The sequence below is a fragment of the Mesobacillus sp. ABV4_180 genome, assembly GCF_056158485.1.
On record NZ_JBSWTJ010000001.1, the window covers coordinates 1,320,575 to 1,346,735 of the forward strand.

Annotated in this window: 20 protein-coding genes; 19 read left to right on the forward strand and 1 reads right to left on the reverse strand. The window is 44.1% G+C overall.

Features of this window, described 5'->3' with window-relative positions; translation table 11 throughout:
* Positions 1-141: 141 nt before the first annotated feature.
* The 8 genes from dnaE (at position 142) to ACXAEA_RS06635 (ending at position 11,031) form a co-directional block, all read left to right on the forward strand.
* Positions 142-3,504 (forward strand): DNA polymerase III subunit alpha, encoded by a 3,363-nt coding sequence (gene dnaE / locus ACXAEA_RS06600; protein WP_475095117.1) that lies wholly within the window; start codon positions 142-144, stop codon positions 3,502-3,504.
* A gap of 148 nt (positions 3,505-3,652) precedes the next feature.
* Entirely contained in the window at positions 3,653-4,891 is a 1,239-nt protein-coding gene (gene ystJ, locus ACXAEA_RS06605) for an NADP-dependent malic enzyme (RefSeq protein ID WP_475095118.1), read from the forward strand.
* A gap of 67 nt (positions 4,892-4,958) precedes the next feature.
* On the forward strand, positions 4,959-5,522 hold the full coding sequence (locus tag ACXAEA_RS06610; protein WP_475098067.1) for a FadR/GntR family transcriptional regulator: 564 nt from the start codon (positions 4,959-4,961) through the stop codon (positions 5,520-5,522).
* Positions 5,523-5,693: 171 nt separating this feature from the next.
* A complete protein-coding gene (gene accD, locus ACXAEA_RS06615; RefSeq protein ID WP_475095119.1) occupies positions 5,694-6,572 on the forward strand; it encodes an acetyl-CoA carboxylase, carboxyltransferase subunit beta in 879 nt (292 codons plus the stop codon).
* Positions 6,557-7,534 carry an acetyl-CoA carboxylase carboxyl transferase subunit alpha gene (accA, locus tag ACXAEA_RS06620; protein WP_475095120.1) on the forward strand — a complete coding sequence of 326 codons (978 nt, stop codon included), beginning with the start codon at positions 6,557-6,559 and terminating at the stop codon, positions 7,532-7,534. Before accD ends, accA begins: the two co-directional genes overlap by 16 nt.
* A gap of 231 nt (positions 7,535-7,765) precedes the next feature.
* Complete coding sequence (gene pfkA / locus ACXAEA_RS06625) at positions 7,766-8,725, forward strand: 6-phosphofructokinase (RefSeq protein ID WP_475095121.1); 960 nt, start codon at positions 7,766-7,768, stop codon at positions 8,723-8,725.
* Positions 8,726-8,757: 32 nt separating this feature from the next.
* On the forward strand, positions 8,758-10,518 hold the full coding sequence (gene pyk / locus ACXAEA_RS06630; protein WP_475095122.1) for a pyruvate kinase: 1,761 nt from the start codon (positions 8,758-8,760) through the stop codon (positions 10,516-10,518).
* Between the two features lie 126 nt (positions 10,519-10,644).
* On the forward strand, positions 10,645-11,031 hold the full coding sequence (locus ACXAEA_RS06635; protein WP_475095123.1) for an FxsA family protein: 387 nt from the start codon (positions 10,645-10,647) through the stop codon (positions 11,029-11,031).
* Between the two features lie 63 nt (positions 11,032-11,094).
* Here the strand turns inward: ACXAEA_RS06635 and ytvI are convergent, their stop codons facing one another.
* Entirely contained in the window at positions 11,095-12,222 is a 1,128-nt protein-coding gene (gene ytvI / locus ACXAEA_RS06640; RefSeq protein WP_475095124.1) for a sporulation integral membrane protein YtvI, read from the reverse strand.
* Positions 12,223-12,552: 330 nt separating this feature from the next.
* On the opposite strand from ytvI, the gene ACXAEA_RS06645 reads away from it, so the two are divergent.
* The 11 genes from ACXAEA_RS06645 to mutM all read left to right on the forward strand — a co-directional run bounded on the left by ACXAEA_RS06645 (position 12,553) and on the right by mutM (position 26,090).
* Positions 12,553-13,011, forward strand: a complete 459-nt coding sequence (locus ACXAEA_RS06645; RefSeq protein ID WP_475095125.1) for a DUF441 domain-containing protein — start codon at positions 12,553-12,555, stop codon at positions 13,009-13,011.
* A gap of 369 nt (positions 13,012-13,380) precedes the next feature.
* Positions 13,381-14,496, forward strand: a complete 1,116-nt coding sequence (gene citZ, locus ACXAEA_RS06650) for a citrate synthase (protein ID WP_475095126.1) — start codon at positions 13,381-13,383, stop codon at positions 14,494-14,496.
* A 196-nt stretch (positions 14,497-14,692) separates the two neighbouring features.
* On the forward strand, positions 14,693-15,961 hold the full coding sequence (gene icd, locus ACXAEA_RS06655; protein WP_475095127.1) for an NADP-dependent isocitrate dehydrogenase: 1,269 nt from the start codon (positions 14,693-14,695) through the stop codon (positions 15,959-15,961).
* Between the two features lie 93 nt (positions 15,962-16,054).
* Positions 16,055-16,993: a malate dehydrogenase gene (mdh, locus tag ACXAEA_RS06660; protein WP_475095128.1), complete on the forward strand. Its 939-nt coding sequence runs from the start codon at positions 16,055-16,057 to the stop codon at positions 16,991-16,993.
* A 127-nt stretch (positions 16,994-17,120) separates the two neighbouring features.
* Positions 17,121-17,597 carry a MaoC/PaaZ C-terminal domain-containing protein gene (locus ACXAEA_RS06665; RefSeq protein ID WP_475095129.1) on the forward strand — a complete coding sequence of 159 codons (477 nt, stop codon included), beginning with the start codon at positions 17,121-17,123 and terminating at the stop codon, positions 17,595-17,597.
* A gap of 136 nt (positions 17,598-17,733) precedes the next feature.
* Positions 17,734-18,450 carry a response regulator gene (locus ACXAEA_RS06670; RefSeq protein WP_475095130.1) on the forward strand — a complete coding sequence of 239 codons (717 nt, stop codon included), beginning with the start codon at positions 17,734-17,736 and terminating at the stop codon, positions 18,448-18,450.
* On the forward strand, positions 18,447-20,213 hold the full coding sequence (gene pnpS, locus ACXAEA_RS06675; RefSeq protein ID WP_475095131.1) for a two-component system histidine kinase PnpS: 1,767 nt from the start codon (positions 18,447-18,449) through the stop codon (positions 20,211-20,213). Before ACXAEA_RS06670 ends, pnpS begins: the two co-directional genes overlap by 4 nt.
* A 337-nt stretch (positions 20,214-20,550) precedes the next feature.
* On the forward strand, positions 20,551-21,519 hold the full coding sequence (gene hflK, locus ACXAEA_RS06680) for an FtsH protease activity modulator HflK (RefSeq protein WP_475095132.1): 969 nt from the start codon (positions 20,551-20,553) through the stop codon (positions 21,517-21,519).
* Positions 21,512-22,447, forward strand: a complete 936-nt coding sequence (gene hflC / locus ACXAEA_RS06685) for a protease modulator HflC (protein ID WP_475098068.1) — start codon at positions 21,512-21,514, stop codon at positions 22,445-22,447. Before hflK ends, hflC begins: the two co-directional genes overlap by 8 nt.
* A 145-nt stretch (positions 22,448-22,592) precedes the next feature.
* On the forward strand, positions 22,593-25,223 hold the full coding sequence (gene polA, locus ACXAEA_RS06690; RefSeq protein WP_475095133.1) for a DNA polymerase I: 2,631 nt from the start codon (positions 22,593-22,595) through the stop codon (positions 25,221-25,223).
* 36 nt (positions 25,224-25,259) lie between these two features.
* Positions 25,260-26,090, forward strand: coding sequence for a DNA-formamidopyrimidine glycosylase (gene mutM, locus ACXAEA_RS06695; RefSeq protein WP_475095134.1), 831 nt, complete (start codon positions 25,260-25,262; stop codon positions 26,088-26,090).
* Positions 26,091-26,161: the final 71 nt, after the last annotated feature.

Below are 26,161 nucleotides of genomic sequence, written 5' to 3' on the forward strand. Positions count from 1 at the left end.
TCGATTTTTCCTCGTATTTCATCATATGGACAATCTGGATCCAATATGTTTAAACTTACGTGAACAAATGAGAACATATTTTCTTTTTTTCCTCTGAAAGCCTATAATAATAGTAGATGAACCTTTAAGGGTGTGAGAGAAATGTCATTTATTCACCTTCATGTCTATAGTGCTTACAGCCTGCTGACGAGTACGTCGACAGTTGAGCAGCTCGTCCGCGATGCCAGGGCAAAAGGATTTCCCGCACTCGCATTAACGGATCGAAATGTCATGTATGGAGCTGTAGCATTTTATAAAGAATGTCTGAAGAAATCAATCAAACCATTGCTTGGCCTGACTGTGGACGTTGTCAGCCCGATTATGGAAGATCACTCCTTCCCATTAGTGCTGATTGCAAAAAACAATGAGGGATTCCAGAATCTGATTAAGATTTCCAGTGCTGTTCAGACGAAATCACCAGAAGGAATTCCTGTGAAATGGCTGAAGCATTATGCTTCAGGGCTATATGCCCTGACCGCTGGTACACAGGGAGAAATTGAGTATTATTTATCCAATGGCGAGCAAGAAAAAGCGTTTCAGACTGTGGAGTTATATACGAAAATATTTGGCAGCCAAAACTTTTTCCTGGCATTACAAAACCAGGGACTTTCAGGACAGAACGAGTTGATAGATCAGCTGGCAAGGCTGGGGAGAGAAACAAACACCCCATTGGCAGCTGCAAACCAGGTCCATTACCTCGAAAAAGAAGATTCCTTTGCCCAGGAATGCTTGATGGCAATCAGGAATGGGGAGAAGCTTCAGGAGGATGACCGTGAAAAACTCGGAAGCAATGAGTTTTACCTGAAGACCGCCAAAGAAATGAGCGAGCTTTTCTCAGAATATCCCGAAGCGCTGGAGAACACGCTTGAAATCGCGGAAAACTGCAATGTCATGCTTGATTTTGGCACAAGGCATTTGCCGAAATACCCTGTTGAGCCGGGACAGACGGCCGATGGGATGCTTGAGCAACTGTGCTTACAGGGCTTGAAGGATCGTTATGGAAATCCATCACCACAGCATGCAGACAGATTGAAGTATGAGCTTTCTGTCATAAAAAAAATGAACTTCAGTGATTACTTCCTGATTGTATGGGATTTTATAAAATATTCGCGGGAAAAGGGAATTCTTATTGGACCCGGCCGTGGATCGGCTGCGGGATCCATTGTCTCTTATGTACTATATATTACCGATGCTGATCCAATTGAACATGAACTTCTTTTTGAAAGATTCCTGAATCCGGAACGAATTTCTATGCCTGATATTGATATCGACTTTCCTGACAACCGGCGCGATGAAGTGATTGAATATGTTGCTGCAAAATATGGGGAGCTTCACGTAGCCCAGATAGCCACTTTCGGAACACTCGCGGCAAAAGCAGCTGTCAGGGATGTTGGGCGAGTATTCGGCCTGAATCCAAAGGAGCTCGACCGGCTCTCAAGGCTTGTGCCATCAAGGCTGGGCATAACCCTAAAAGATGCAATCAAGGAATCAAAGGGGCTTAGGGATTTCATCGATGAGACAGCCAAGAATAAGAAAATACTTGAAACCGCAATCAAGCTCGAAGGCTTGCCGCGCCATACTTCCACACACGCAGCCGGTGTGGTGATAAGCGAACAGCCGCTTACGAATGTGGTACCGATCCAGGAAGGGCAGTCAAAAGTTTTCCTGACCCAATATTCAATGGACCATCTCGAGGAAATCGGACTGCTCAAAATGGACTTTCTTGGTTTAAGAAACCTGACTTTAATCGATACAATTCTGCATTCAATCCATCAGAAGACTCGTAAAAAGCTTGATATCCATGAGATTCCATTCAATGACCATATGACATTTGAAATGCTGGGCAGAGGAGAGACGACCGGTATTTTCCAGCTTGAATCAGAAGGGATGAGGAAGGTCCTGACGAAGCTTGAGCCGACCCGATTTGAGGATATCGTAGCGGTCAACGCGCTGTACAGGCCAGGACCGATGGAAAATATCCCGTTATTTATTGACCGGAAGCATGGAAGGCAGCCTATTGACTATTACCATAAGGACCTGGAGAGCATCCTTCGGAATACATATGGAGTCATCGTCTATCAGGAGCAAATCATGCAGATCGCTTCAAAGATGGCAGGATTTTCACTCGGTGAAGCTGACTTGCTGCGGAGGGCTGTTTCGAAGAAAAAGAAGGAAGTTCTCGACCAGGAACGCGAACATTTTGTTAATGGTGCATTAAGGAAAGGATATGACAACAAGACGGCGAATGTTATTTATGACCTGATTGTCAGGTTTGCGAATTACGGCTTTAACCGCAGCCATGCTGTTGCATACAGTATGATTGCCTATCAGCTGGCGTATCTAAAAGCTCATTATCCGCTGTATTTCATGTCTGCGCTGCTCTCTTCAGCAATCGGGAACGATGTAAAAATCGCCCAGTATGCACGGGAACTGCAGCAGATGGGGATGAAGCTTCTTCCTCCATCCATCAATAAAAGCAATTTCAGCTTCCAGCCGGAAGGCGAGGCAGTCAGGTACAGTCTGGCAGGTATCAAGGGTGTCGGCCTTGCATCATTAAAGGAGATATTCCAGGCGAGAAGGAACCAGCCATTCAGGGATATTTTCGATTTTTGCATCAGGGTCCCTCAAAAGGCAGCTTCTAGAAAGACTCTGGAATCATTGATTTATTCAGGTGCCTTTGATGAATTCGGCCAGGACCGTGCCGTCCTTCTGGCAACGATTGATGTGGCGATTGAGCATGCGCAGCTTGTCGCTCCGGATGATTCAGGCCAGATTGATATGTTTGCCGAAGAGGAGTTCTCGCTCAAACCCAAATACACGGAAGTGGATCCGATGCGTATAGAAGACAAGCTCAATTTGGAAAAAGAATATCTCGGAGTCTATTTGTCCAGGCACCCGGTTTCTATCCATGAAAATGAGTTCAAGGCTGCCGGAGTGAAAAACATTGCTTTAAAGCCCCCTGGAAGCAAGGTCAGGCTTGGTGTCTATATTACTGAGCAGAAAAAAATCCGCACTAAAAAGGGTGAAGCCATGGCTTTCCTGACTTTGAGTGATGCGAGCGGAGAAACAGAAGCAGTCATATTTCCATCCGTTTATAAGCAGTATGGAAATGTCTTAGCGCAAGGGAAAATGGCGCTCGTTGAAGGCAAGTTTGATGAGCGGGAAGGAAAAAGCCAGTTTGTGGTACAAACTGTCCTTGATCTTGATAAAGAAGCAGCTAAATTCGATGAAAAAAATCCCGTACTCTACTTGCGGATTGCCCGGGGAACCGGCAGTACGGACAAAATGAACGAACTTAAAGCTTTACTGAAAAAATATCCTGGTGATGTTCCTGTCATTGTGTATAATGAAGAAACTGAAAAATCAGTGCTAATGCCAAAAGAATACAGTATCAACACTGACCCTGGCAGCCTGAGTGAATTAAAGAAAGTGTTCGGAGACAATAATATTGTCCTGAAAAATTAGTTCTTTACAAGTATAATAGATGTGTTATATTGGAAAAGGATATGTGTGGTCAGACCACTGGAGTTGGCAGCATTTTTTATATCCAGGCTGTTTTCGCATAGCAAAAAAAGTTTACGGAAAGAGCCTTAAACTAAGGAGTGGACCAGAGTTGACTTTACGTGAAGAAGCTTTGCACATGCACCGTGTAAACAAAGGAAAATTAGAATCGAAATCAAAAGTGCCTGTAAGGGATGCAAGAGATTTAAGTCTTGCTTATTCGCCTGGTGTGGCGGAGCCTTGCAAGGAAATATATGATAAGCCAGAAACCGTATATGATTATACGATGAAAGGCAATATGGTTGCTGTCGTTTCAGATGGTACGGCAGTATTGGGTCTTGGAAATATCGGTCCTGAGGCGGCACTTCCAGTAATGGAGGGAAAAGCAGTGCTTTTTAAAAGCTTTGCTGGAGTTGATGCTTTCCCGATTTGCCTTAATACTACTGATGTGGATAAAATTGTCGAAACGGTCAAGCTTCTTGAACCAACATTTGGCGGGGTCAACCTTGAAGATATTGCCGCTCCAAACTGCTTCGCGGTTGAAGAGCGCCTGAAAAAAGAGACAAATATCCCTGTGTTTCACGATGATCAGCACGGAACTGCTATCGTTACTGTAGCAGGACTTGTCAATGCTCTAAAAATTGTCGGAAAGAAAATGAACGAAATCAAAGTGGTTGCAAACGGAGCGGGTGCTGCGGGAATTGCGATCATTAAGCTTCTATACTCATATGGAGTCCGTGACATCATCATGTGTGATACAAAGGGTGCTATTTATGAAGGACGTCCAAATGGCATGAATGCGATCAAGGACGAAGTTGCCAAGTTCACGAACCGTGATAACGTAGAAGGCTCCCTGGCTGATGCAATTAAAGGCGCTGATGTGTTTATTGGTGTTTCAGTGGCAGGAGCTTTGACTGCGGAAATGATCCAGACAATGAATAATGATCCAATCATTTTTGCGATGGCAAACCCGGTGCCGGAAATCATGCCAGCTGAAGCGAAAGCAGCGGGAGCGGCGGTTATTGGTACAGGCCGTTCTGATTTTCCTAACCAAGTAAACAATGTTCTTGCCTTCCCTGGAATCTTCCGTGGAGCATTGGACGCAAGGGCTACCCACATCAATGAAAAGATGAAGGTTGCTGCCGTAAATGCGATCGCAAGCCTGATCAATGAATCCGAGCTTTCAAGCGATTACGTCATTCCTGGCCCATTTGACCCGCGTGTTGCGCCTGCCGTAGCTGCGGCTGTGGCAAATGCGGCGATGGAAACAGGTGTGGCACGGATAAAAGTGGATCCAGAAGAGGTAAAGGAACGGACTACACGCCTTGCGACCATTGGAAAAGGTGAGTGAGCGCTTAGTGGCACAGCCTGAAAAAAACACAAAAGTCTATGTGGAAATCGTCAGGCAGCTAAGGGAAATGATTAAAAATGACGGCTTAAAGCCAGGAGATAAAATCCCCTCAGAACGTGAGCTTTCAGAGCGCCTTAATGCTGGGCGCTCCTCTGTTCGGGAGGCTCTGCGTGCACTCGAACTTCTAGGATTGATCGAGACGAGAAGAGGAGAGGGGACATTTATCAGGGATTTCCGCGGCAATCAGCTTGTCCAATTATTAAGCACTTTTATCCTGCAGGACGAGAAAGCTAAGTATGATGTTGTTGAAACCAAAAATATGATAGAGGTCGATTGTCTGTACCTTGCGGCTGAAAAATTCCAGGATGAGGATTTTAGCAGACTAAAAGTTTGGATTGATGAACATAATTTTGAAGATGAACAATTCTTCAAGAAAATTGCCGAACTTGCGGACAATCATCTATTTTTCCGAATTTGGGATATATTGAATGATTATTACAATGCGCTGGAGCTTAAGGTGAAGGCTGCTGAAAAAGAAGACTATCACAGGCTGGTAGATTCACTTGCAACAAAAAGAGGAGAACTGATTCTGGAAAGGTATCGCATGCTGCGGAAAATGTCGACTAGCTGACGACATGAAGTAACATCTTTTGAGCAAAGGATGTTATATACTAGTGGACATGCTTAAGATGCCTTGACGGCAGCCTCTCTTTCTTTTGATGTAGTGGTCTGACCACTAGGGCTTTATTACTAAATATTGGATTCGTAAAGACAACCAGCAATATACGGAGGGGGTTTACCTTTGCTAAAGGAACTTTTTACTAAGACGAAAAAGAAAAAGTACGCGACAATTCCTTCTGAAGCAGCGAAGCAGGATGTACCTGAAGGAATCATGACAAAATGCCCGAACTGCAAAAAAATCATGTATACAAAAGAACTGAATAAAAATTGCAAGGTGTGTATCCAGTGCGGCTATCACCATCAAATGAATTCTGCTGAACGAATTGAGAGCTTCCTCGATGCTGGAAGCTTTCGTGAGCTGGATCGTGAAATGGTTTCAGGGAATCCACTTGGCTTTCCTGAATATGTGGACAAGCTTGAAAAGGACCGTCAGAAAACAGGAATAAATGAGGCTGTAGTCACTGGGCTTGGAAGTGTGAATGATAATGATGTAGCCATTGCGATCATGGATGCCACTTTCCGCATGGGGAGCATGGGGTCTGTTGTTGGTGAAAAGATTACGAGAGCAATCGAAAAAGCAGATGAATTATCGATTCCTTTTATCATTTTTACCGCTTCCGGCGGTGCTAGGATGCAAGAAGGTGTTCTGAGCTTGATGCAAATGGCCAAAACGAGCGTCGCATTGAAAAGGTTCAGTGATAATGGAGGGCTGATCATATCAATTATGACTCACCCGACTACAGGGGGAGTTTCTGCAAGCTTTGCCTCCCTGGGAGATTATAATCTCGCCGAGCCTGGAGCACTTATCGGTTTTGCAGGCCGAAGGATCATTGAGCAAACAATCCGTGAAGAATTGCCTGAAGACTTCCAGACTTCCGAGTTTTTGCTGAAGCACGGACAGCTTGATGCAGTTATCTCAAGGGTGGACTTAAAGGAGAAAATCGCGGGAATACTTGAAATTCATCAGCCAGGAGGGACATTCGAATGGCAGGAGAACTAGAATTTGAGAAACCGGTATTGGAATTAAGGAAAAAAATCAGTGAGTTAAAGGAATTCACGAAGAATACAGATGTGGATCTTACTTCTGAGATTGATAAGCTCGAAGCAAGGCTTGAAAAGCTTGAGTCGGAAATTTATGAAAATATGAAACCGTGGGACAGGGTACAGATCGCCAGACACCCAAACCGTCCGACAACACTTGAATATATTTCTTTGCTGTTTACTGATTTCTTCGAATGCCACGGGGACAGGGCGTACGGCGATGATGAAGCAATTGTAGGCGGAATCGCGAAATTCCATGGCTATCCGGTGACTGTCATCGGCCATCAGCGCGGCAAAGATACTAAGGAAAACATCCGCAGGAACTTTGGCATGCCTCATCCTGAAGGCTACAGGAAGGCATTGAGACTGATGAAGCAGGCGGAAAAATTCAGACGGCCGATTATTTGCTTCATTGACACAAAGGGAGCCTATCCTGGGAAGGCTGCCGAAGAGCGGGGCCAGAGTGAAGCAATTGCACGCAATCTATTTGAGATGGCGGGGTTGAAAGTGCCGGTCATCTGTGTGGTCATCGGCGAAGGCGGCAGCGGCGGAGCACTTGCTCTGGGAGTAGGCAATTATATTCACATGCTTGAAAACTCCACTTACTCTGTTATTTCCCCAGAAGGTGCAGCGGCGATCCTTTGGAAGGATTCCACATTGGCGAAGAAAGCTGCTGAAACGATGAAGATCACGGCTCCAGACCTTAAGGGATTGGGAATCATTGATCAAATCATTCCGGAAGTAAAAGGCGGGGCACACAAGGATGTAGCACAGCAGGCAAAATACATGGACAAGATCTTGAAGGATTCCATGTCAGAGCTTCTCGCATTGGATGAAGAAACACTCCTTAGCCAGCGATATGAAAAATATAAACGAATTGGTGAGTATTCGTTTCCTAATGAATTTATAGGGGTAAAATAAAACGTGCAATAAAGCACGTTTTATTTTTTTTCCAGACAAATCCCTTTTGAAGCGCTTGCAATTTCTTGACAATTTAGTCTTATTGTCAATATTGAGGATTCAGTTGAGATACGATATTCAACGTGTTATTTTAGAAATATTCCCTGGTATTCTGTTTATAATAAGATAAGTTAACAGAATGCCACAGAGATAAGTTTAGTACATAGATGATACCGAATGAGGTGAAAGACTATGAAAAGAATTGGAGTATTGACGAGCGGCGGGGATGCGCCAGGCATGAACGCAGCTGTACGTGCGGTAGTAAGGAAAGCGATTTATCATGACGTCGAGGTTTATGGTGTGTTCGGCGGTTATGCTGGACTGATGAGCGGTAACATTAAAAAGCTTGAGCTTGGATCAGTAGGTGATATCATCCACCGCGGCGGTACATTCCTTTACTCTGCTCGCAGTGAAGAGTTCAAGACGAAGGAAGGACAGCAAAAAGGGATCGAGCAGCTGAAAAAATTCGGCATTGACGGTCTTGTTGTCATCGGCGGAGACGGTTCATACAGAGGAGCAAAGGCCCTTACCGAACAAGGCTATCCATGTGTTGGCGTACCTGGGACAATTGACAATGACATCCCGGGGACAGAATTCACGATCGGTTTTGATACAGCTCTTAACACAGTAATTGATGCAATCGACAAGATCCGTGATACTGCTTCTTCACATGAAAGAACATTTGTAGTTGAAGTTATGGGACGCAATGCAGGTGACATTGCTCTTTGGGCAGGTTTAGCAGGTGGAGCGGAAACCATCCTCATCCCTGAGGACCCGCACGATATGAAGGACATTGCCAACCGTCTTAAAAAAGGGCATGGACGTGGCAAAAAGCACAGTATCATCATTGTGGCAGAAGGTGTCATGAACGGTTATGACTTTGCAAAGAAGCTAAAAGAAGAGACTGACTTTGACACAAGGGTTACTGTACTTGGACATGTTCAGCGCGGCGGTACGCCGACTGCTTTTGACAGGGTGCTGGCAAGCCGGCTTGGAGCCCGTGCAGTGGAGCTTTTATTGGAAGGTAAAGGCGGACGTGCTGTCGGAATGGAAAGCAACGTCATGGTTGATTACGATATTATCGAGGCTTTGGCAAAAGAGCATACGGTCGATCTGAACTTATATAAATTATCGAAAGAATTATCTATCTAATCTCTCAACAGTAAACCAGGAGGTTGCAAGCTATGCGCAAAACGAAAATTGTTTGTACGATTGGCCCCGCAAGTGAAAGTGTTGATAAATTGGTTCAATTGATGGAAGCTGGCATGAATGTCTGCCGACTGAATTTTTCTCACGGAAATCATGAAGAACATGCTGCACGTATCAAGAATATCAGAGAGGCTGGAGAGAAAACAGGGAAGAAGGTAGCGATCCTTCTTGATACGAAAGGCCCTGAAATCCGCACAAATGATATGGAGAACGGTGCGATCGAGCTTCAGACGGGACAGGAATGCATCATTTCCATGAAGGAAGTACTTGGTACGGCTGAAAAATTCTCTGTAACTTATGATCGCCTGATTGAGGACGTGCACTCCGGCGCAAAAATCCTTCTCGATGACGGCTTAATTGGCCTTGAAGTAGTCAGCATCGACAAAGCCAATAACGAAATCAAGACGAAAGTATTGAACAGCGGAACACTTAAGAATAAAAAAGGTGTTAACGTTCCTGGCGTTTCTGTTAAGCTGCCAGGCATCACGGACAAAGATGCACAGGATATTCTTTTCGGTATCGAGCAAGGTGTAGACTTTATCGCAGCATCTTTTGTGCGCCGTGCGACTGATGTGCTTGAAATCCGCCAGCTTCTTGAAGAGAATAATGGATCGTATATCAATATCATCCCTAAAATTGAAAACCAGGAAGGCGTCGACAACATCAATGAGATCCTGGAAGTATCAGATGGCCTGATGGTGGCACGTGGGGACCTTGGCGTAGAAATCCCGGCAGAAGAAGTACCACTTGTACAAAAAGCATTGATCAAGCAATGCAACACACTTGGAAAGCCGGTTATCACAGCAACACAAATGCTTGATTCCATGCAGCGCAACCCTCGTCCAACCCGTGCAGAAGCGAGCGACGTAGCAAACGCTATTTTTGACGGCACAGATGCAATCATGCTTTCTGGTGAAACAGCTGCAGGACAATATCCAGTTGAGGCAGTTCAGACAATGCATAATATCGCCTCCCGCGCAGAGCAGGCTCTTGACCATAAAGAACTTTTGTCTGCACGCAGTAAAGACACTGAGCACAACATTACAGATGCTATAGGGCAATCGGTTGCGCATACAGCGTTGAACCTTGAGGTTAATGCGATCATCACACCAACAGAAAGCGGCCATACAGCACGCATGATTTCAAAATACCGTCCTAAGGCACCAATCATTGCGTCAACTTCCAATGACCATGTGGTTCGCCGCCTGGCACTTGTGTGGGGAGTATATCCACAACTTGGCCAGAAAGCAGTAACGACAGATGAAATGCTTGCAGTTGCGGTTGAAGAAAGTGTGAACAGCGGCCTTGTGTCACACGGTGACCTTGTCGTGATCACTGCTGGTGTACCGGTTGGCGAAGCAGGAACAACCAACTTGATGAAGATTCATGTTGTTGGCGACATTCTTGCAAAAGCACAGGGCATCGGCCGTAAATCTGCATATGGAAAAGTCGTCATTGCAAAAGATGCTCAAGAAGCGTTAAGCAAAGTAAAAGAAGGCAGCATCCTTGTAACAATCGGATCCGACCGTGAAATGGTTCCTGCCCTTGAAAAGTGCAGCGCACTGATCACGGAAGAAGGCGGATTGACAAGCCACGCAGCTGTAGTTGGCCTGAACCTTGGCATCCCTGTCATCGTTGGCGTGGAAAACGCAATGAACCTGTTCCAAGATGGCCAGGAAATTACTGTTGATTCAGCAAGAGGCGTCATCTACAGAGGACATGCAAGCGTACTATAAATCAATCATTGAAAAGGGTGGGGGATTCCTCCACTCTTTCTTTTATAGTGTTCCTAATAGTTGTAATTCCTGGGAAACGGCACATATAATAGAAAGACAGGCTATCCCAACACATTGAGGTGGAAAATGAAATACATTTTTCTATTTTTAGTTATTGTTCCTGCAGCTGAAATTAGTCTCTTGCTTCTTTCCGGACAAACGATCGGTATTTGGCCGACAATCCTGCTCATCATTTTTACAGGATTCCTTGGGGCATATCTGGCCAAACAGCAGGGACTGGAAATCATTCGGAGAACTCAGGATCAATTAAGAAGAGGTATGATGCCAGGGGATGTCATCCTGGATGGAATAAGCATTCTGGTTGGCGGAACCCTTCTCCTGACACCGGGCTTCATAACCGATACGCTGGGATTCTTGCTGCTGGCACCACCAACCAGGAAGTTTTTCAAGGCATTGATGTTGAAATTATTCAGGAACTGGATCGATAAAGGAACCATTAAAGTTATTCGTTAACATAAAAAACGCCAACTTCACGCAGAGTTGGCGTTTTTGTTTTGATTTGGATGCAGCCGCTTATCATTTAATAATCACTTCATCCTTTCCTTTTATAAATGCCCATAAGTCACGGAAGACATTGGCGCGTTGCAATGTGTTGAAAATGACAAGCACTACCGGACCGACAATCAACCCGAGGAAGCCGATGGTTTTGAAGCCGACAAACAAGGCGATCAAAGTTGCGAGCGGGTCTAGTCCAATGCTTGAAGAAAGGATCTTTGGCTCCATGACTTGCCTCTGGACGAGGACGACGATATACAGGACGCCTAAACCGATTGCCGTGCTCATTTCTCCGGCTATCGCTTCATAAATGATCCATGGTACAAATACGGCTCCCGTACCGAGATAGGGAATAATGTCGACAATGCCTGTAACGAGAGCGATCGTAATAGCATAATCCACGCGAAGAATCAGCAGGCCGATCAGGATGATCACGGTCGTGATTGATATCAAAGTAGCCTGGGCCTTAACAAATCCGAAAAGAGCTTTTTTCAAATCGTCAAACACTGTCTTGCTGCTCGTCCTCGCACGATTGGGCAGCAGGCGGTTTCCCAATGAAGACAATCTGTACCAATCCTTGCTGATGAAAAATGTCCCTAATAATGAAAAAATAAGGACTGTCGCTGCATTCGGGAACCATGAAAGTACGTTTGGAATGTTTTCGAAAAAGTTCTTGATAAAGTTTCCTGCTGTACTGCCAATGGTGGCACCGACGTTCTGGATATTGTCCATGATTGTGTCCTGCTGACCTGCCTCAAGGTTTTGGAAGAGACCTGCCAGCTGGTTGTACAATGGAATGATCTGTGCTGCAAAAAGATGTTCTATGTAGTCAATCAGAGTAACGAGGTGTTCTGGTACGACCTTTGCCAGATATTCTGCACCGGAGGCGATTTCAACGATCAGCAGCGTTACCAACCCCGCAAAAACAGAAATGATCAGGATCAGTGCGATGATCACCGCGAGGCCCCTGGGCATTTTAGCCTTCTCTTCCAAAAAATTAACGAGCGGATTCATCATGAAGGCAATTAGAAAACCTATGATGAAAGGATACGTCACTTTAGAAACATAAAAAAGTGCCAGCGCACCTGCAACAATGGCACCGATGACGAGAATGAATCTAAATGTCCGGTAAAGATATACGGGGTTCAATCAAGTTTCCTCCTCTTGGAAAAATAAACTTTGCCTGGTACAGCCGTTTTATATTAACTGACAGTCAGCTGCGAATCTTGAAAGTTTCCTTCAATATACGGTTTATATGTAAAAAAGATTCGACCATAACACAGAAAATCCTCTAACTCTTTTCAAAATCAGTTTAATGAGGATATTAATAAAAACTGATCCTTTGAGAAAGATTTGCATGTTGAGTGTACAATCCTTATAGGCATATAATCAGATGATGAAACGCTCTGTGGCTTATCTCTTTGGTGTAATATTTTTAATTATGTTACAATAGCTTTAACCGTGGAAGGATGACAAAATATGCTACAACCCATGCTATTTTTATTAACTTTATTGGCGATTGCTTTCCTGGCGAAAAACCAGTCATTGATTGTAGCAGTGCTGGTGTTGCTGCTTATGAAAATTGCTGGATTTGAAGCAAAATCATTTTCGCTTCTCCAGGGAAAGGGCATCAACTGGGGTGTGACAATCATCACGATTGCTGTACTTGCGCCCATAGCAAGCGGCGAAATTGGCTTCAAGGATTTGTCGGGTGCTTTTAAATCGCCTTATGCATGGATTGCATTGATTTCAGGAATGGCAGTTGCACTGCTCGCCAAGGGCGGAGTAACCTTGCTGGCTGAAGATCCCCATATAACCACTGCGCTTGTGCTTGGGACCATATTGGCAGTATCCCTGTTCAAGGGCGTGGCAGTAGGTCCTTTGATTGGTGCCGGCATTGCATTTGCAGCGATGAAAATCTTTGAATTTTTCAAATAGCTTTTTTGTAAAATAATATTTTATATTGTTTTAAGTTGTTTTCATTCACAAATGTCAGATAATTGTTTATAATAGGACTTGTAACTGCTTCCATCCTTTAATATGGTGGAGAGAGAAGCGGCAACCCACGGTTATTTTTATAAAATAAAATGTAAGCATTTTCTTTTTGGGAATTACCTGAGCAAGCGCTCGATAAGCAAGTTCAGGGAAATGGGAGCCCAACTGAAATTGGTCTGTCGCCGGAACATGGGCCGGCTTATCGTATAAAATGTCAGAAATTTCTTTTTTCTGATAGCTGTTCTTCAACAGCGTTTCAACATGCAGACAAAATGGGATATGGGGAAATTAACTACAAAGGAGAGATTGAGTATGACAGTAACACGTGGTCTTGAAGGGGTAGTGGCAACAACATCCTCTATCAGCTCTATCATTGATGACACGCTTACTTATGTTGGCTATGACATTGATGATCTGGCTGAAAATGCTAGTTTTGAAGAAGTGATTTACTTACTATGGCACCGCAAGCTTCCTACAGCGGCTGAACTGGACGAACTGAAGAAGCAGCTTGCACAGAATGCGGCATTGCCAAAAGAAGTACTTGATCATTTCAAGATGTACCCAATTGATAAAGTCCATCCGATGGCTGCGATTCGCTCTGCAGTATCTCTTTTAGGATTATATGATGAAGAAGCAGATGTAATGGAAAAAGAATCGAATTATCAAAAAGCGATCCGCCTTCAGGCTAAGATGCCGGCAATCGTTACAGCTTTCGCCAGAGTGAGAAAGGGTCTTGAACCGATCGCGCCAAGAGAAGACCTGAACTTCGCTGCTAACTTCCTTTACATGCTTACTGGTGATGAGCCTGATGAGGTTGCGGTGGAAGCGATGAATAAAGCGCTTGTTCTGCACGCTGACCATGAGCTCAACGCTTCAACATTCACTGCACGTGTTTGCGTTGCGACACTTTCTGATGTGTACTCTGGTGTTACAGCTGCAATCGGTGCTTTGAAAGGGCCTCTTCATGGAGGAGCAAATGAAGCAGTCATGAAAATGCTGAAAGAAATCGGCACACTTGAAAATGTAGAGCCGGCTATCCGTGAAAAGCTTGCCAACAAAGAAAAGATCATGGGCTTTGGACACCGTGTATACCGTCAGGGAGATCCTCGTGCAAAGCATTTGAGAGAAATGTCCAAGAGGCTGACTGAGCTGACAGGCGAACCTCACTGGTATGAAATGTCTACTAAAATCGAAGAAATCGTCACAGGCGAAAAGAACCTTCCGCCAAACGTTGATTTCTACTCAGCGTCTGTTTACCACAGCCTGGGAATCGACCATGACCTGTTTACACCTATCTTTGCGGTGAGCCGTGTATCAGGATGGCTTGCGCATATCCTTGAACAGTATGACAACAATCGCTTGATCCGCCCTCGTGCTGATTACACAGGTCCTGGAAAACAGGAATACGTAGCGATTGAATTACGATAATTTTCAGAGAAAAAGGAGCAATATTTTACTTTTCAGTGAAAAATTGTTCTAATAGGAGAGTGAAGGAAGCTGGGCATCCAAGCAGATTTTTAAAAATTTGATGGATACACGGCTTCCAAAATGAAGGTTAGTGGCAATCTCGCCTGCTAACCTTTGATTCTGTAATTGAATGAAGATTTCGGAGGGAGAGAAAAACATGCAAGGTGAAAAAATTACGGTTAAAGATGGAGTATTAAACGTACCAAACAATCCAATCGTCCCTTTTATTGAAGGTGACGGAACAGGTCCAGATATCTGGGCAGCTTCTGTACGCGTCCTTGATGCTGCTGTTGAGAAAGCATACAAGGGAGAGCGCAAGATTGTATGGAAGGAAGTTCTTGCTGGAGAAAAGGCATTCAACCAGACTGGTGAGTGGCTTCCAAGCGAAACTTTAGAATTGATCAATGAATACCTAATCGCGATTAAGGGACCTTTAACAACACCAATCGGCGGCGGAATCCGTTCTCTAAACGTTGCATTGCGTCAAGAACTTGACCTATTCGTTTGCCTGCGTCCTGTTCGCTGGTTCGAAGGTGTTCCTTCTCCTGTAAAACGTCCTGAAGACACTGACATGGTTATTTTCCGTGAAAACACTGAGGATATTTATGCGGGTATTGAGTATGCAAGCGGATCTGATGAAGTCAAGAAACTTCTTGAATTCCTGCAAAACGAAATGGGTGTAAATAAAATCCGTTTCCCTGAAACTTCAGGTATCGGCATCAAGCCTGTTTCCAAAGAAGGTACAGAGCGCCTTGTACGTTCAGCGATCAACTACGCCATTACAGAAGGCCGTAAGTCTCTTACGCTTGTACATAAAGGCAATATCATGAAGTTCACGGAAGGCGCCTTCAAGAACTGGGGATATGAGCTTGCTGAAAAAGAATTCGGCGATAAAGTCTTCACTTGGGCTCAGTATGACAAGATTAAGGAAGAGCAAGGAACAGATGCTGCGAACAAAGCTCAGGCTGATGCAGAAGCTGCAGGGAAGATCATCGTTAAAGATGCGATTGCTGACATCTTCCTTCAACAAATCCTTACTCGCCCGAAAGAGTTCGATGTTGTTGCAACAATGAACCTGAACGGCGATTATATCTCTGATGCACTTGCTGCACAGGTAGGCGGTATCGGTATCGCTCCTGGAGCAAACATCAACTATGAAACTGGCCACGCTATTTTCGAAGCTACTCACGGTACAGCTCCTAAATACGCTGGTTTAGATAAAGTTAATCCATCTTCAGTAATCCTTTCTGGCGTTCTTATGCTTGAACACCTTGGATGGACTGAAGCTGCTAACCTGATCGTCAAGTCAATGGAGAAGTCAATCGCTTCCAAGGTTGTAACATATGACTTCGCACGTCTGATGGATGGCGCTACTGAAGTAAAGACTTCTGAGTTCGGTGATGAACTGATCAAGAACATGGGCTAATAAGGTATGGAAGGCTATCCTTTTTTTAGGATAGCCTTTATATAAAAAGCATATATTTTAAAAAAAATATATTTGTTTTGAGGAGGAAGCCTTATGTCATTGAAACGCAAAAAGATTTCAGTCATTGGTGGAGGATTCACAGGAGCAACAACTGCATTCCTGCTTGCACAGAAAGAGCTGGGGGATGTAGTATTAGTCGACATTCCGCAAATGGAAAACCCTACAAAGGGGAAGGCGCTTGATATGCTTGAAGCGAGCCCTGTCCAAGGCTTTGACGCGAACATTACCGGTACTTCCAGCTATGAAGATACGAAAGACTCCGACATAGTTGTAGTAACAGCCGGGATTGCCCGCAAGCCTGGCATGAGCCGTGATGACCTTGTCCAGACCAACCAGAAAATCATGAAAAGTGTTGCCCGTGAAATCGCTAAGCACTCTCCTGATAGTTTCATCGTTGTTTTGACGAACCCGGTCGATGCGATGACTTATACTATTTTCCAAGAGTCAGGCTTTCCTAAAAACCGCGTAATCGGCCAATCAGGTGTATTGGATTCGGCACGCTTCCGTACATTCGTGGCCCAGGAATTAAACCTGTCCGTCAAGGATGTTACCGGTTTTGTCCTGGGCGGCCACGGCGATGACATGGTACCGCTTGTGCGTTATTCATATGCTGGAGGCATCCCTCTTGAAACGCTTATCCCGAAAGACCGTCTTGATGCCATTGTAGAACGCACCCGCAAAGGCGGAGGCGAAATCGTGAACCTGCTTGGGAATGGCAGCGCTTACTATGCGCCGGCAGCTTCTCTGGTTGAAATGTGCGAGGCTATCCTAAAGGATCAGCGCCGCGTACTGCCGGCGATTGCATATCTTGAAGGCGAATACGGATATGAAGGTATCTACCTGGGAGTTCCAACAATCCTTGGCGCTGGCGGAATCGAGAAAGTTATCGAACTGGAATTGACTGCAGAAGAAAAAGCAGCGCTCGACAAGTCTGCTGAATCTGTTCGCAGCGTCATGGCGGTACTTGCTTAGTCCTTCATCCATACAAAGAATCGGGGAATATTCCCCGATTTTTTTGCAAAAATTATAAAGTGAATTGCTTTTAAAAAAGAGATTGAATTACAAGATCCTGAACTTCTATTGCAAAGGGGTAAATGCTATGCTGCTTGGAAGAAAACGTAAGCTTGGCAGAAAAATAGAAGAAATCACTGTCGGAGAAAAATTGACATTGACAGAAAAAATTGAAGATAAGGATTTACTTTTATATTTAGGACTGACCAACGATGCCAATCCTTTATATATCCAGCATGATTACGCTTCACAGACTCCTTATGAAAAGCCGATTGTTCCGGCAATCATGTTGAATGGAATTATCACTTCTGCTGTATCAAAATATCTGCCTGGACCAGGGAGCCATATTTTAAAACAGGATATCGAGTTTATTAAGCCGGTGTACCATTATGGGACAGTCCAGTTCCTTTTTGAAGTTACAGAAGTGATCAAGAGCAAGCATAACGTGGAAATAACAGTTTTGGGCAAGAACGAAGAAGATGAGACAGTGGTTAAGGGGAAACTGCTTGTCTGCCCGCCTTATCCTGTTCAACGCATGGACGGCAAGGCATTGGAAAACTTTTAAATCAAAGGATGTACATTCAAAATGTACATCCTCTTTTTTTATTCTTGTTAAATTTGATTTTACATGATGGGTTGATATTATAATGTAGAGAGAGCTATTGGATGAAACAGGGGTAATAACTTTTTTGGAGGCTTATATGAACAAGAAGGTCTTGGTTGTGGATGATGAACAGTCAATCGTAACTCTGCTCCAGTATAATCTGGAACAGGCAGGCTATACGGTGGTTACAGCAATGGACGGAGAGGAAGGGATCCGTCTTGCTGCTGAAGAACACCCGGATTTTATGGTATTGGATTTAATGCTTCCTAAGCTTGATGGGATTGAAGTTTGTAAGCAGCTTCGCCAGCAGAAGATCAATGTTCCTATTCTGATGCTGACCGCAAAGGATGATGAGTTCGACAAAGTGCTGGGACTTGAACTTGGTGCGGATGATTATATGACGAAGCCATTCAGCCCTCGTGAAGTTGTTGCCAGGGTAAAGGCGATATTGAGAAGGGCACAGTTACAGCCTGATCCTGTTGAAGAAAAACAGGAGGATGAGGGACAAATCAAGATTGGCGAACTGAAAATCATGCCGGAATTCTATGAGGCTTATTTTATGGACGGTTTGCTTGAACTGACACCAAAAGAATTCGAGCTTCTTCTTTACCTTGCAAAAAATAAAGGTCGTGTACTGACCCGTGACCAGCTTCTCAGTGCGGTTTGGAATTATGATTTTGCAGGCGATACAAGAATCGTGGATGTACATATCAGCCATTTGCGGGAAAAAATCGAGCATAATACAAAAAAGCCATCCTATATAAAGACAATCCGTGGTCTCGGCTATAAGCTGGAGGAACCAAAAGGAGAATGACAAAGTACCGGACACGGCTCCTTTTTGCCCTCATTACCCTGATCATCATTGTTTTGGTAGGCTTAGGCTTGCTGCTTGGGCAATTATTCAAGAATTATTATATTAATTCGTTCAATGAACGCTTAAAAATAGAAATGAATCTGTTAACTTCAAATATTGAACAAAATGGCGGTTTGGATTCGCTTAACTCAGAAGAGATTACCAGGATGAGCAAACTTCTGAATGCACGGATCACAATCGTGGATCTTGATGGTGCCATCCATTACGATACGGGGGAACTTTCCAGCACGAAGATCAGCAGACATCGGGATATAATCGGTGAAATCGTTGACGATAAGCCGGAAGAGCAGAGCGACCTGGAAGTTGGAGGCGGGTTTGACCTGCATTATTATTGGAATCCGCTCATCCATAGTGGGAAAAAGGAAGGTTATGTTTTTCTTACTACGAAAATCGATGAGCTCCAAAAAGCCTATCGGCAGATCTGGTGGATCCTCACCGTTAGCCTTGGCATTGCATTGATTTTGATCATCCTGCTGGGAACAAGAATCACCAACCGATATACAAAACCAATCGAGTCGGCTACGAATGTGGCGATTGAGCTGGCCAAAGGGAACTATCGTGCAAGGACCTACGAGGATCATATTGATGAGACAGGCATGCTGAGTTCATCAATCAATATCCTTGCAAGAAATCTACAGGAATTGATGAAGCTGAAAGAGTCCCAGCAGGACCGGCTCACCACTCTTATCGAGAATATGGGCAGCGGGCTGATTCTCATTGACAGCAGAGGCTATATCAACTTGATTAATAAGCCTTATAAAGAAATTTTCAATGTCGATCCTTCTGAGTATCTTTTCAAACTTTATTATGAAGTCATTGAACATGAGGGCATCACTCAGATGGTTGAAGAAATTTTCATGACTGAGCAAAAAGTCCGAAAACAAGTTGTTTTGCCATTGGAGATAGAAAGGCGCTATTTTGAGGTATACGGAGTTCCAATCATCGGGATGAATAATGTCTGGAAGGGAATCTTGCTTGTTTTCCATGATATAACCGAGCTGAAGAAACTTGAACAAATGCGTAAGGACTTCGTGGCCAATGTTTCTCACGAACTTAAAACGCCCATAACATCCATCAAGGGCTTTTCTGAAACATTGCTGGATGGAGCGATGCATGATAAAGCCACACTTGAAGCTTTTTTGGAAATCATCCTGAAAGAAAGCGACCGGCTTCAGGTGCTGATTCAAGAGCTTCTTGATCTATCCAAGATTGAGCAGCATGGCTTTAAATTAACAATCGGCAAGGTTGACCTAGTGAAAGAAGTCAATGAAGTGATCGAGATATTAAAAGGCAAGGCGGATCAGAAAGATATTTTGCTGGAGGTCGTGCAATCCAGTGGGAATCCGGTCATAGAAGGTGACTCTGACAGGCTCAAGCAGGTGCTCATCAATCTTATCAGCAATGCGATCACCTATACTCCGAATAGAGGAAAGGTGACGGTTTCATTGAATGAAAAGGATGAAATGGCATCTATAGACATAAAGGATTCCGGGATTGGCATCGAGAAGAATGAAATTCCGAGGATTTTTGAACGTTTTTACCGAGTGGATAAAGCCAGAAGCCGTAACTCTGGCGGCACAGGCCTCGGTTTGGCAATTGTAAAACATATTGTCGAAGCACATAAAGGAACGATTGAGGTCACAAGCCAGGTTGGCAAAGGAACGGCATTTACCATAAAGCTATTTAAAAAGCTGCCACATTAAAGCTGGTCGAGTCATTCGACTGGCTTTTTTTCTTTTTGACCTTTGTAAAAATTTACATTCCTTTAACAAGAGGTTTATTTTTCCTTAACACTCCCTTGCTACAATCATTACTGAAAACCCCTTCATCCAAGGAGCCAGAAAAAAACACAAGCAGACCCCGCTTGTGTTTTTTTCATTTGGTAACTTCCTTTCTCTTGCCCCCTAAAACACTCTTCCTGAAAGATGCAAAAACAACCATTGTTAAAAAGTTACTTTTCTATTATGCTACTTTTGAAACTTTTACGCTTTATAACCGTAAAAACAAATATAGACAGAAGCAGAGGGAGAGGGGAATAAGATGGTGAGTTTAAAAAAGATCTACGTAACCAGCGGAATTGTTGTTCTAGCCATCATTCTGGGTCTAGTTGCGTTTACGACCTGGTACACAGTGGATGAATCGGAACAAGCGGTGATTTTGACGTTCGGAAAGGTAGAGGATGGAATCAGTGAGCCAGGGCTGCACTTCAAACTGCCATGGCCGGTCCAAAGTGTTGAGAAATTATCAAAAGAAACATTCAGCCTGCAGTTTGGATATGAGCAAAAGAACGGAGAAATCAAGGAGTTTCCTGATGAAACCAAGATGATCACTGGTGATGAAAATATTGTTCTGGCTGACCTGGTCGTTCAGTGGAAAATCACGGATCCGGCGAAATATTTATACAACGCAGATGATCCAAAGGAAATCTTATATGACGCGACATCAGCATCTGTCAGAAGTATTATCGGAAGTTCAAAAATTGACGACGCGCTGACATCTGGGAAAGCAGAGATTGAAGCAGATGTGCGAGATTTGCTTTCTACGCTGATCACCAAATATGATATGGGGGTTTCCGTACTTGGAGTGAAGCTCCAGGATGTCGAACTTCCTAATGCTGAAGTGCGAAAGGCTTTTACTGATGTAACGGATGCACGAGAAACCATGAATACGAAAATCAATGAAGCGAAGAAGTACCGCAATAAACAGCTTAATGAAGCGCAGGGGGAAAAGGATGCCCTCATTTCCCGTGCAGAAGGTGAAAAAGCAGCGAGGATTGAACGTGCGCGTGGTGACGTTGCAGTCTTTAATAAGCTGTATGTTGAATATAAATCCAACCCGGAAATAACAAGACAGCGTCTTACCCTTGAAACACTTGAACAAGTGCTGCCGGGTACCGAGATTTACATCATGAATGATGAAGGAAATACAATGAAGTATTTCCCGATTCGCCCGCTCGAAGCTGAAAAGCCAAAGTCAGAAAAGGAAGGCAGTGAAAAAGATAATGGCTGATCAAAATGTGATTGATTTGAATGAGCGCACTGGCGGTTCATTCAACTGGCGCAACTATACGAAGTTCGGAATCTTCCTCATCATTCTTATTGCTCTGCTCGTTTTTACCTTTACGAATATATTTATCGTAAAACAGGGTGAATATAAAGTCGTTCGCCAATTCGGCGAAGTTGTCAAGATTATCAAAGAACCGGGACTAAACTACAAGGTTCCTTTTATCCAGAGTGTAACCACTTTGCCTAAGTACCAAATGACCTATGATGTCTCCCAGGCAGAAATCAACACCAAGGACAAAAAGAGGATCTTGATTGATAATTATGCGATTTGGCGAATTGAAGATCCTAAAAAGATGATTTCAAATGCCAGGACCCTTGAGGGGGCGGAATCAAGAATGGAAGAATTCATCTATTCCGTGGTACGCTCCGAGTTTGGCCAACTGGAATATGATGAAATTATCGATGATGAAAAATCATCCCGTGGTTCGCTCAATGATAGGGTCACTGCAAAAGTCAATGAACTGCTCGCAGGCGGAAATTACGGAGTGGTCGTGACAGATGTACGCATGAAGAGAACAGACCTTCCGGCGGAAAACGAGAAATCTGTTTTCACAAGGATGATCTCAGAGCGTGAATCGAAGGCACAGGAGTACCTTTCTATGGGAGATGCCGAGAAAAACAGGATCATCGCCCAAACGGACAGGGAAGTAAAAGAAATCCTGGCAAAGGCATCAGCAGACGCTGAAACGATCCGTGGCGAGGGTGAAGGGGAAGCAGCCAAGGTCTACAATCAAACCTTCTCAAAGGACCCGGAATTCTACACCATGTTCCGAACACTGGAATCCTATAAAAAGACAATCAATGGAGAAACCGTCATCGTCCTTCCTTCAAATTCCCCATACGCAAGATTGCTGATGGGCTATACAAATTAATAGTATCAAAGGCCGTTATTTTTCTTTCTATCATCTCTCATGATAAAATAAGAAAGAATTTAACGGTCTTTTTTTATTTGAATTTTATTAAAAAGCAAACCATTTTTGAAAAACTCTGTTTGCTTATTTTAAAGAGGAGGATGGCATGTCTAAAAAGCTTGTTTTGATAGATGGGAACAGTATTGCTTACCGCGCTTTCTTTGCGCTGCCTTTGCTTAACAATGATAAGGGAATACATACGAATGCAGTTTATGGTTTTACGATGATGCTGATGAAAATTCTTGAGGATGAGAAGCCTACGCATATTCTGGTGGCATTTGATGCAGGTAAAACGACCTTCAGGCATAAGACGTTCAGTGAATACAAAGGAGGCAGGCAAAAAACTCCGCCTGAGCTTTCAGAGCAGTTTCCCTTCATCCGTGAATTGTTGAAGGCATATGGTATCCCTCAATATGAGCTGGCGAACTATGAAGCTGATGATATTATCGGTACTTTGAGTTTGCAGGCTGAAAAGGATGGCTTTGAAACGAAGGTCATCTCGGGCGACAAGGACTTGACTCAGCTGAGTTCTGACCAGACGACTGTCAGCATCACAAGGAAGGGTATCACTGACATTGAGGAATATACTCCGGATCATATCAAGGAGAAATATGGCCTGACTGCAGAACAGATCATCGACATGAAGGGTCTGATGGGTGATGCGTCCGATAATATCCCAGGTGTTCCCGGGGTGGGTGAAAAAACAGCGATCAAGCTGCTGAAAGAATACGGTACGCTTGAAAATTTAATTCAGTCAATCGATCAGGTAAGCGGGAAAAAGCTGCAGGAAAAACTGGCTGAATTCAAAGACCAGGCCGTCATGAGCAAGGAGCTTGCGACTATCACCCGTGAAGCACCTGTTGAAGTAGGTTTAAGCGAGCTGGAATATGAAGGCGCAGAACACGCGAAACTCGTAAAAATTTTCAAGGAACTGGGTTTCAACACCCTGCTGGACAAGCTGGGAGGGGATGCAGAAGTCGACGTTGCAGAACTTGAAGATATCGAGTTTGAGCAGCTGAATATGATTGAAAAGGACATTTTCGCGAAAGAAAATGGCTTTTATGTTGAGGTTCTTGAAGATAACTACCATTATGCAGATATTGTCGGCTTCGCGGTCGTCAATGAAAAAGGCAGTTTCTACCTGCCAGTAAAAACCGCTTTGGAATCAGAAGAGTTCAAGAAATGGGCTGAGGATGAAACAAGCAGGAAAACAGTTTATGACGCCAAGCGCTCAGAGGTTAGCTTGCGCCATCATGGCATCCATTTAAAGGGTGCAGACTTTGATGTTGCACTGGCTTCCTATATCATCAATCCGTCAGAATCACCCGATGACCTGGCTGCCATAGCAAAGCAGCATGGTTTTATCAGCGTTCAGACAGACGAAGCTGTGTATGGCAAAGGAGCAAAACGGAAGATTCCTGATGAGAAAGCTCTTGGTGAACATCTTGTGCGGAAGGCAGCCGTGTTGGTTTCATTAAAAGAAAAAATCGAGCAGGAATTATGGGACAATGACCAGCATGATCTGTTCAGCAGCCTCGAAATGCCGTTATCACTGGTTTTGGCAGATATGGAGTACCTCGGTGTCAAACTTGATCTTGAGCGTCTGGAAAACATGGGTGAAGAAATCAAAGGACGACTTGCCGAAATCGAAACAAAGATTTTTGAGATGGCAGGAGAGCAGTTCAATATTAATTCACCAAAGCAGTTAGGAGTCATTCTGTTCGAAAAGCTCGGGCTTCCGGCTGCAAAGAAGACGAAGACCGGCTATTCCACATCTGCGGACGTACTTGAAAAATTGGCTTCGAAGCACAGAATTATTGAAGAAATCCTGAACTACCGCCAGCTTGGCAAGCTGCAATCTACTTATATTGAGGGACTGCAGAAGGTCGTCAATAAAGAAACTCAAAAAGTCCATACAAGATTCAATCAGGCATTGACAGCTACAGGAAGATTAAGTTCAACCGACCCGAACCTTCAAAACATTCCAATTCGTCTTGAAGAAGGAAGGAAAATAAGGGAAGCATTTGTTCCTTCAGAAAAAGGATGGGTTATTTTTGCGGCAGACTATTCCCAAATTGAGCTTCGCGTCCTTGCGCATATTGCTGGAGATGAAAAACTGATTGATGCATTCAAACATGATATGGATATTCATACGAAAACAGCACTGGAAGTGTTCAATGTTGGTAAAGATGAAGTCACTTCTAATATGCGTCGCCACGCCAAAGCGGTAAATTTCGGAATTGTATACGGCATCAGCGATTATGGATTGTCACAGAGCCTGAACATCTCAAGGAAGGAAGCAGGAGAGTTCATTGAGCGCTACCTGGAAAGCTATCCTGGGGTAAAAGATTATATGGATGAAATCGTAAAGGATGCTAAGGCAAAAGGTTATGTCCAGACGCTGCTTCACCGCAGACGATATATCCCGGAGATTACAGCCCGGAACTTCAATCTGAGAAGCTTTGCTGAACGTACTGCCATGAATACTCCGATACAGGGAAGTGCTGCCGATATCATCAAGAAGGCAATGATCGATATGGCAGATCGTCTTCGTGAAGAGGGATTGAAGACAAGATTGCTGCTTCAGGTGCACGATGAATTGATTTTTGAAGCTCCTGAGGATGAAATCGAGAAGCTGAAAAAGATAGTTCCGGATGTAATGGAAAATGCGATCGAATTGAAGGTGCCGTTAAAAGTGGACTTCGCATATGGGCCAACCTGGTATGATGCAAAATAATGAATGAACAGGAATTTCAAAGAAAGGAGGGATCGAATGCCTGAGCTTCCAGAGGTTGAAACCGTGAGGCAGACGTTAGAGATGCTTGCGGTTGGGAAAGAAATCAAGCATGTATCTGTTTTTTGGCCAAAGATGATTAAGCGGCCAGATGAGGTTGAGCAATTCAACGATGCCCTGCAAGGCCAGACGATAAAAGAAATTGGCCGCAGGGGTAAATTTCTGATCCTTTACACGGAAGACTATGCACTTGTTTCCCACTTAAGGATGGAAGGGAAATACGGATTATTTGCTAGTGAAGATCCGGTTGAAAAGCATACGCATGTGATTTTTCATTTTACCGATGGCAAAGAATTGCGCTATAAGGATGTCCGTAAATTCGGGACGATGCATCTTTATGGCAAAGGTCAGGAATTTGAGACTCAGCCTTTAGCTGACTTGGGGCCGGAGCCATTTTCGGAGGATTTTTCAGTTGAATGGCTATCTGAAAAGCTTAAAAAGACGAATAGAAAAATAAAGCCTGCTCTGCTTGACCAGAAAATTCTTGTCGGTCTGGGGAATATTTATGTGGATGAAGCACTTTTCCGTGCGAAGATCCATCCTGAAAGGATCGCCAATTCTTTGACTCCAGAAGAAGAGTCCATTCTTTACAATGAGATTGTCAGCACATTGTCTGAAGCGGTGGAGAAAGGCGGCAGCACGATCCGTTCCTATGTGAATTCCCAGGGACAGATCGGCATGTTCCAGCTTCAGCTCCTTGTGTACGGGCGGAAAAATGAACCGTGCAAGGTTTGCGGAACTCCTCTTGAGAAAACCGTAGTAGGCGGACGGGGCACGCATTATTGTCCGTCATGCCAAAAGCTTAAATAATATATTGGCTTGTTGATTTCTCACCATAAATAGGCTCCTTCCATATACTAACGTAGCGATTGACAGGAAGG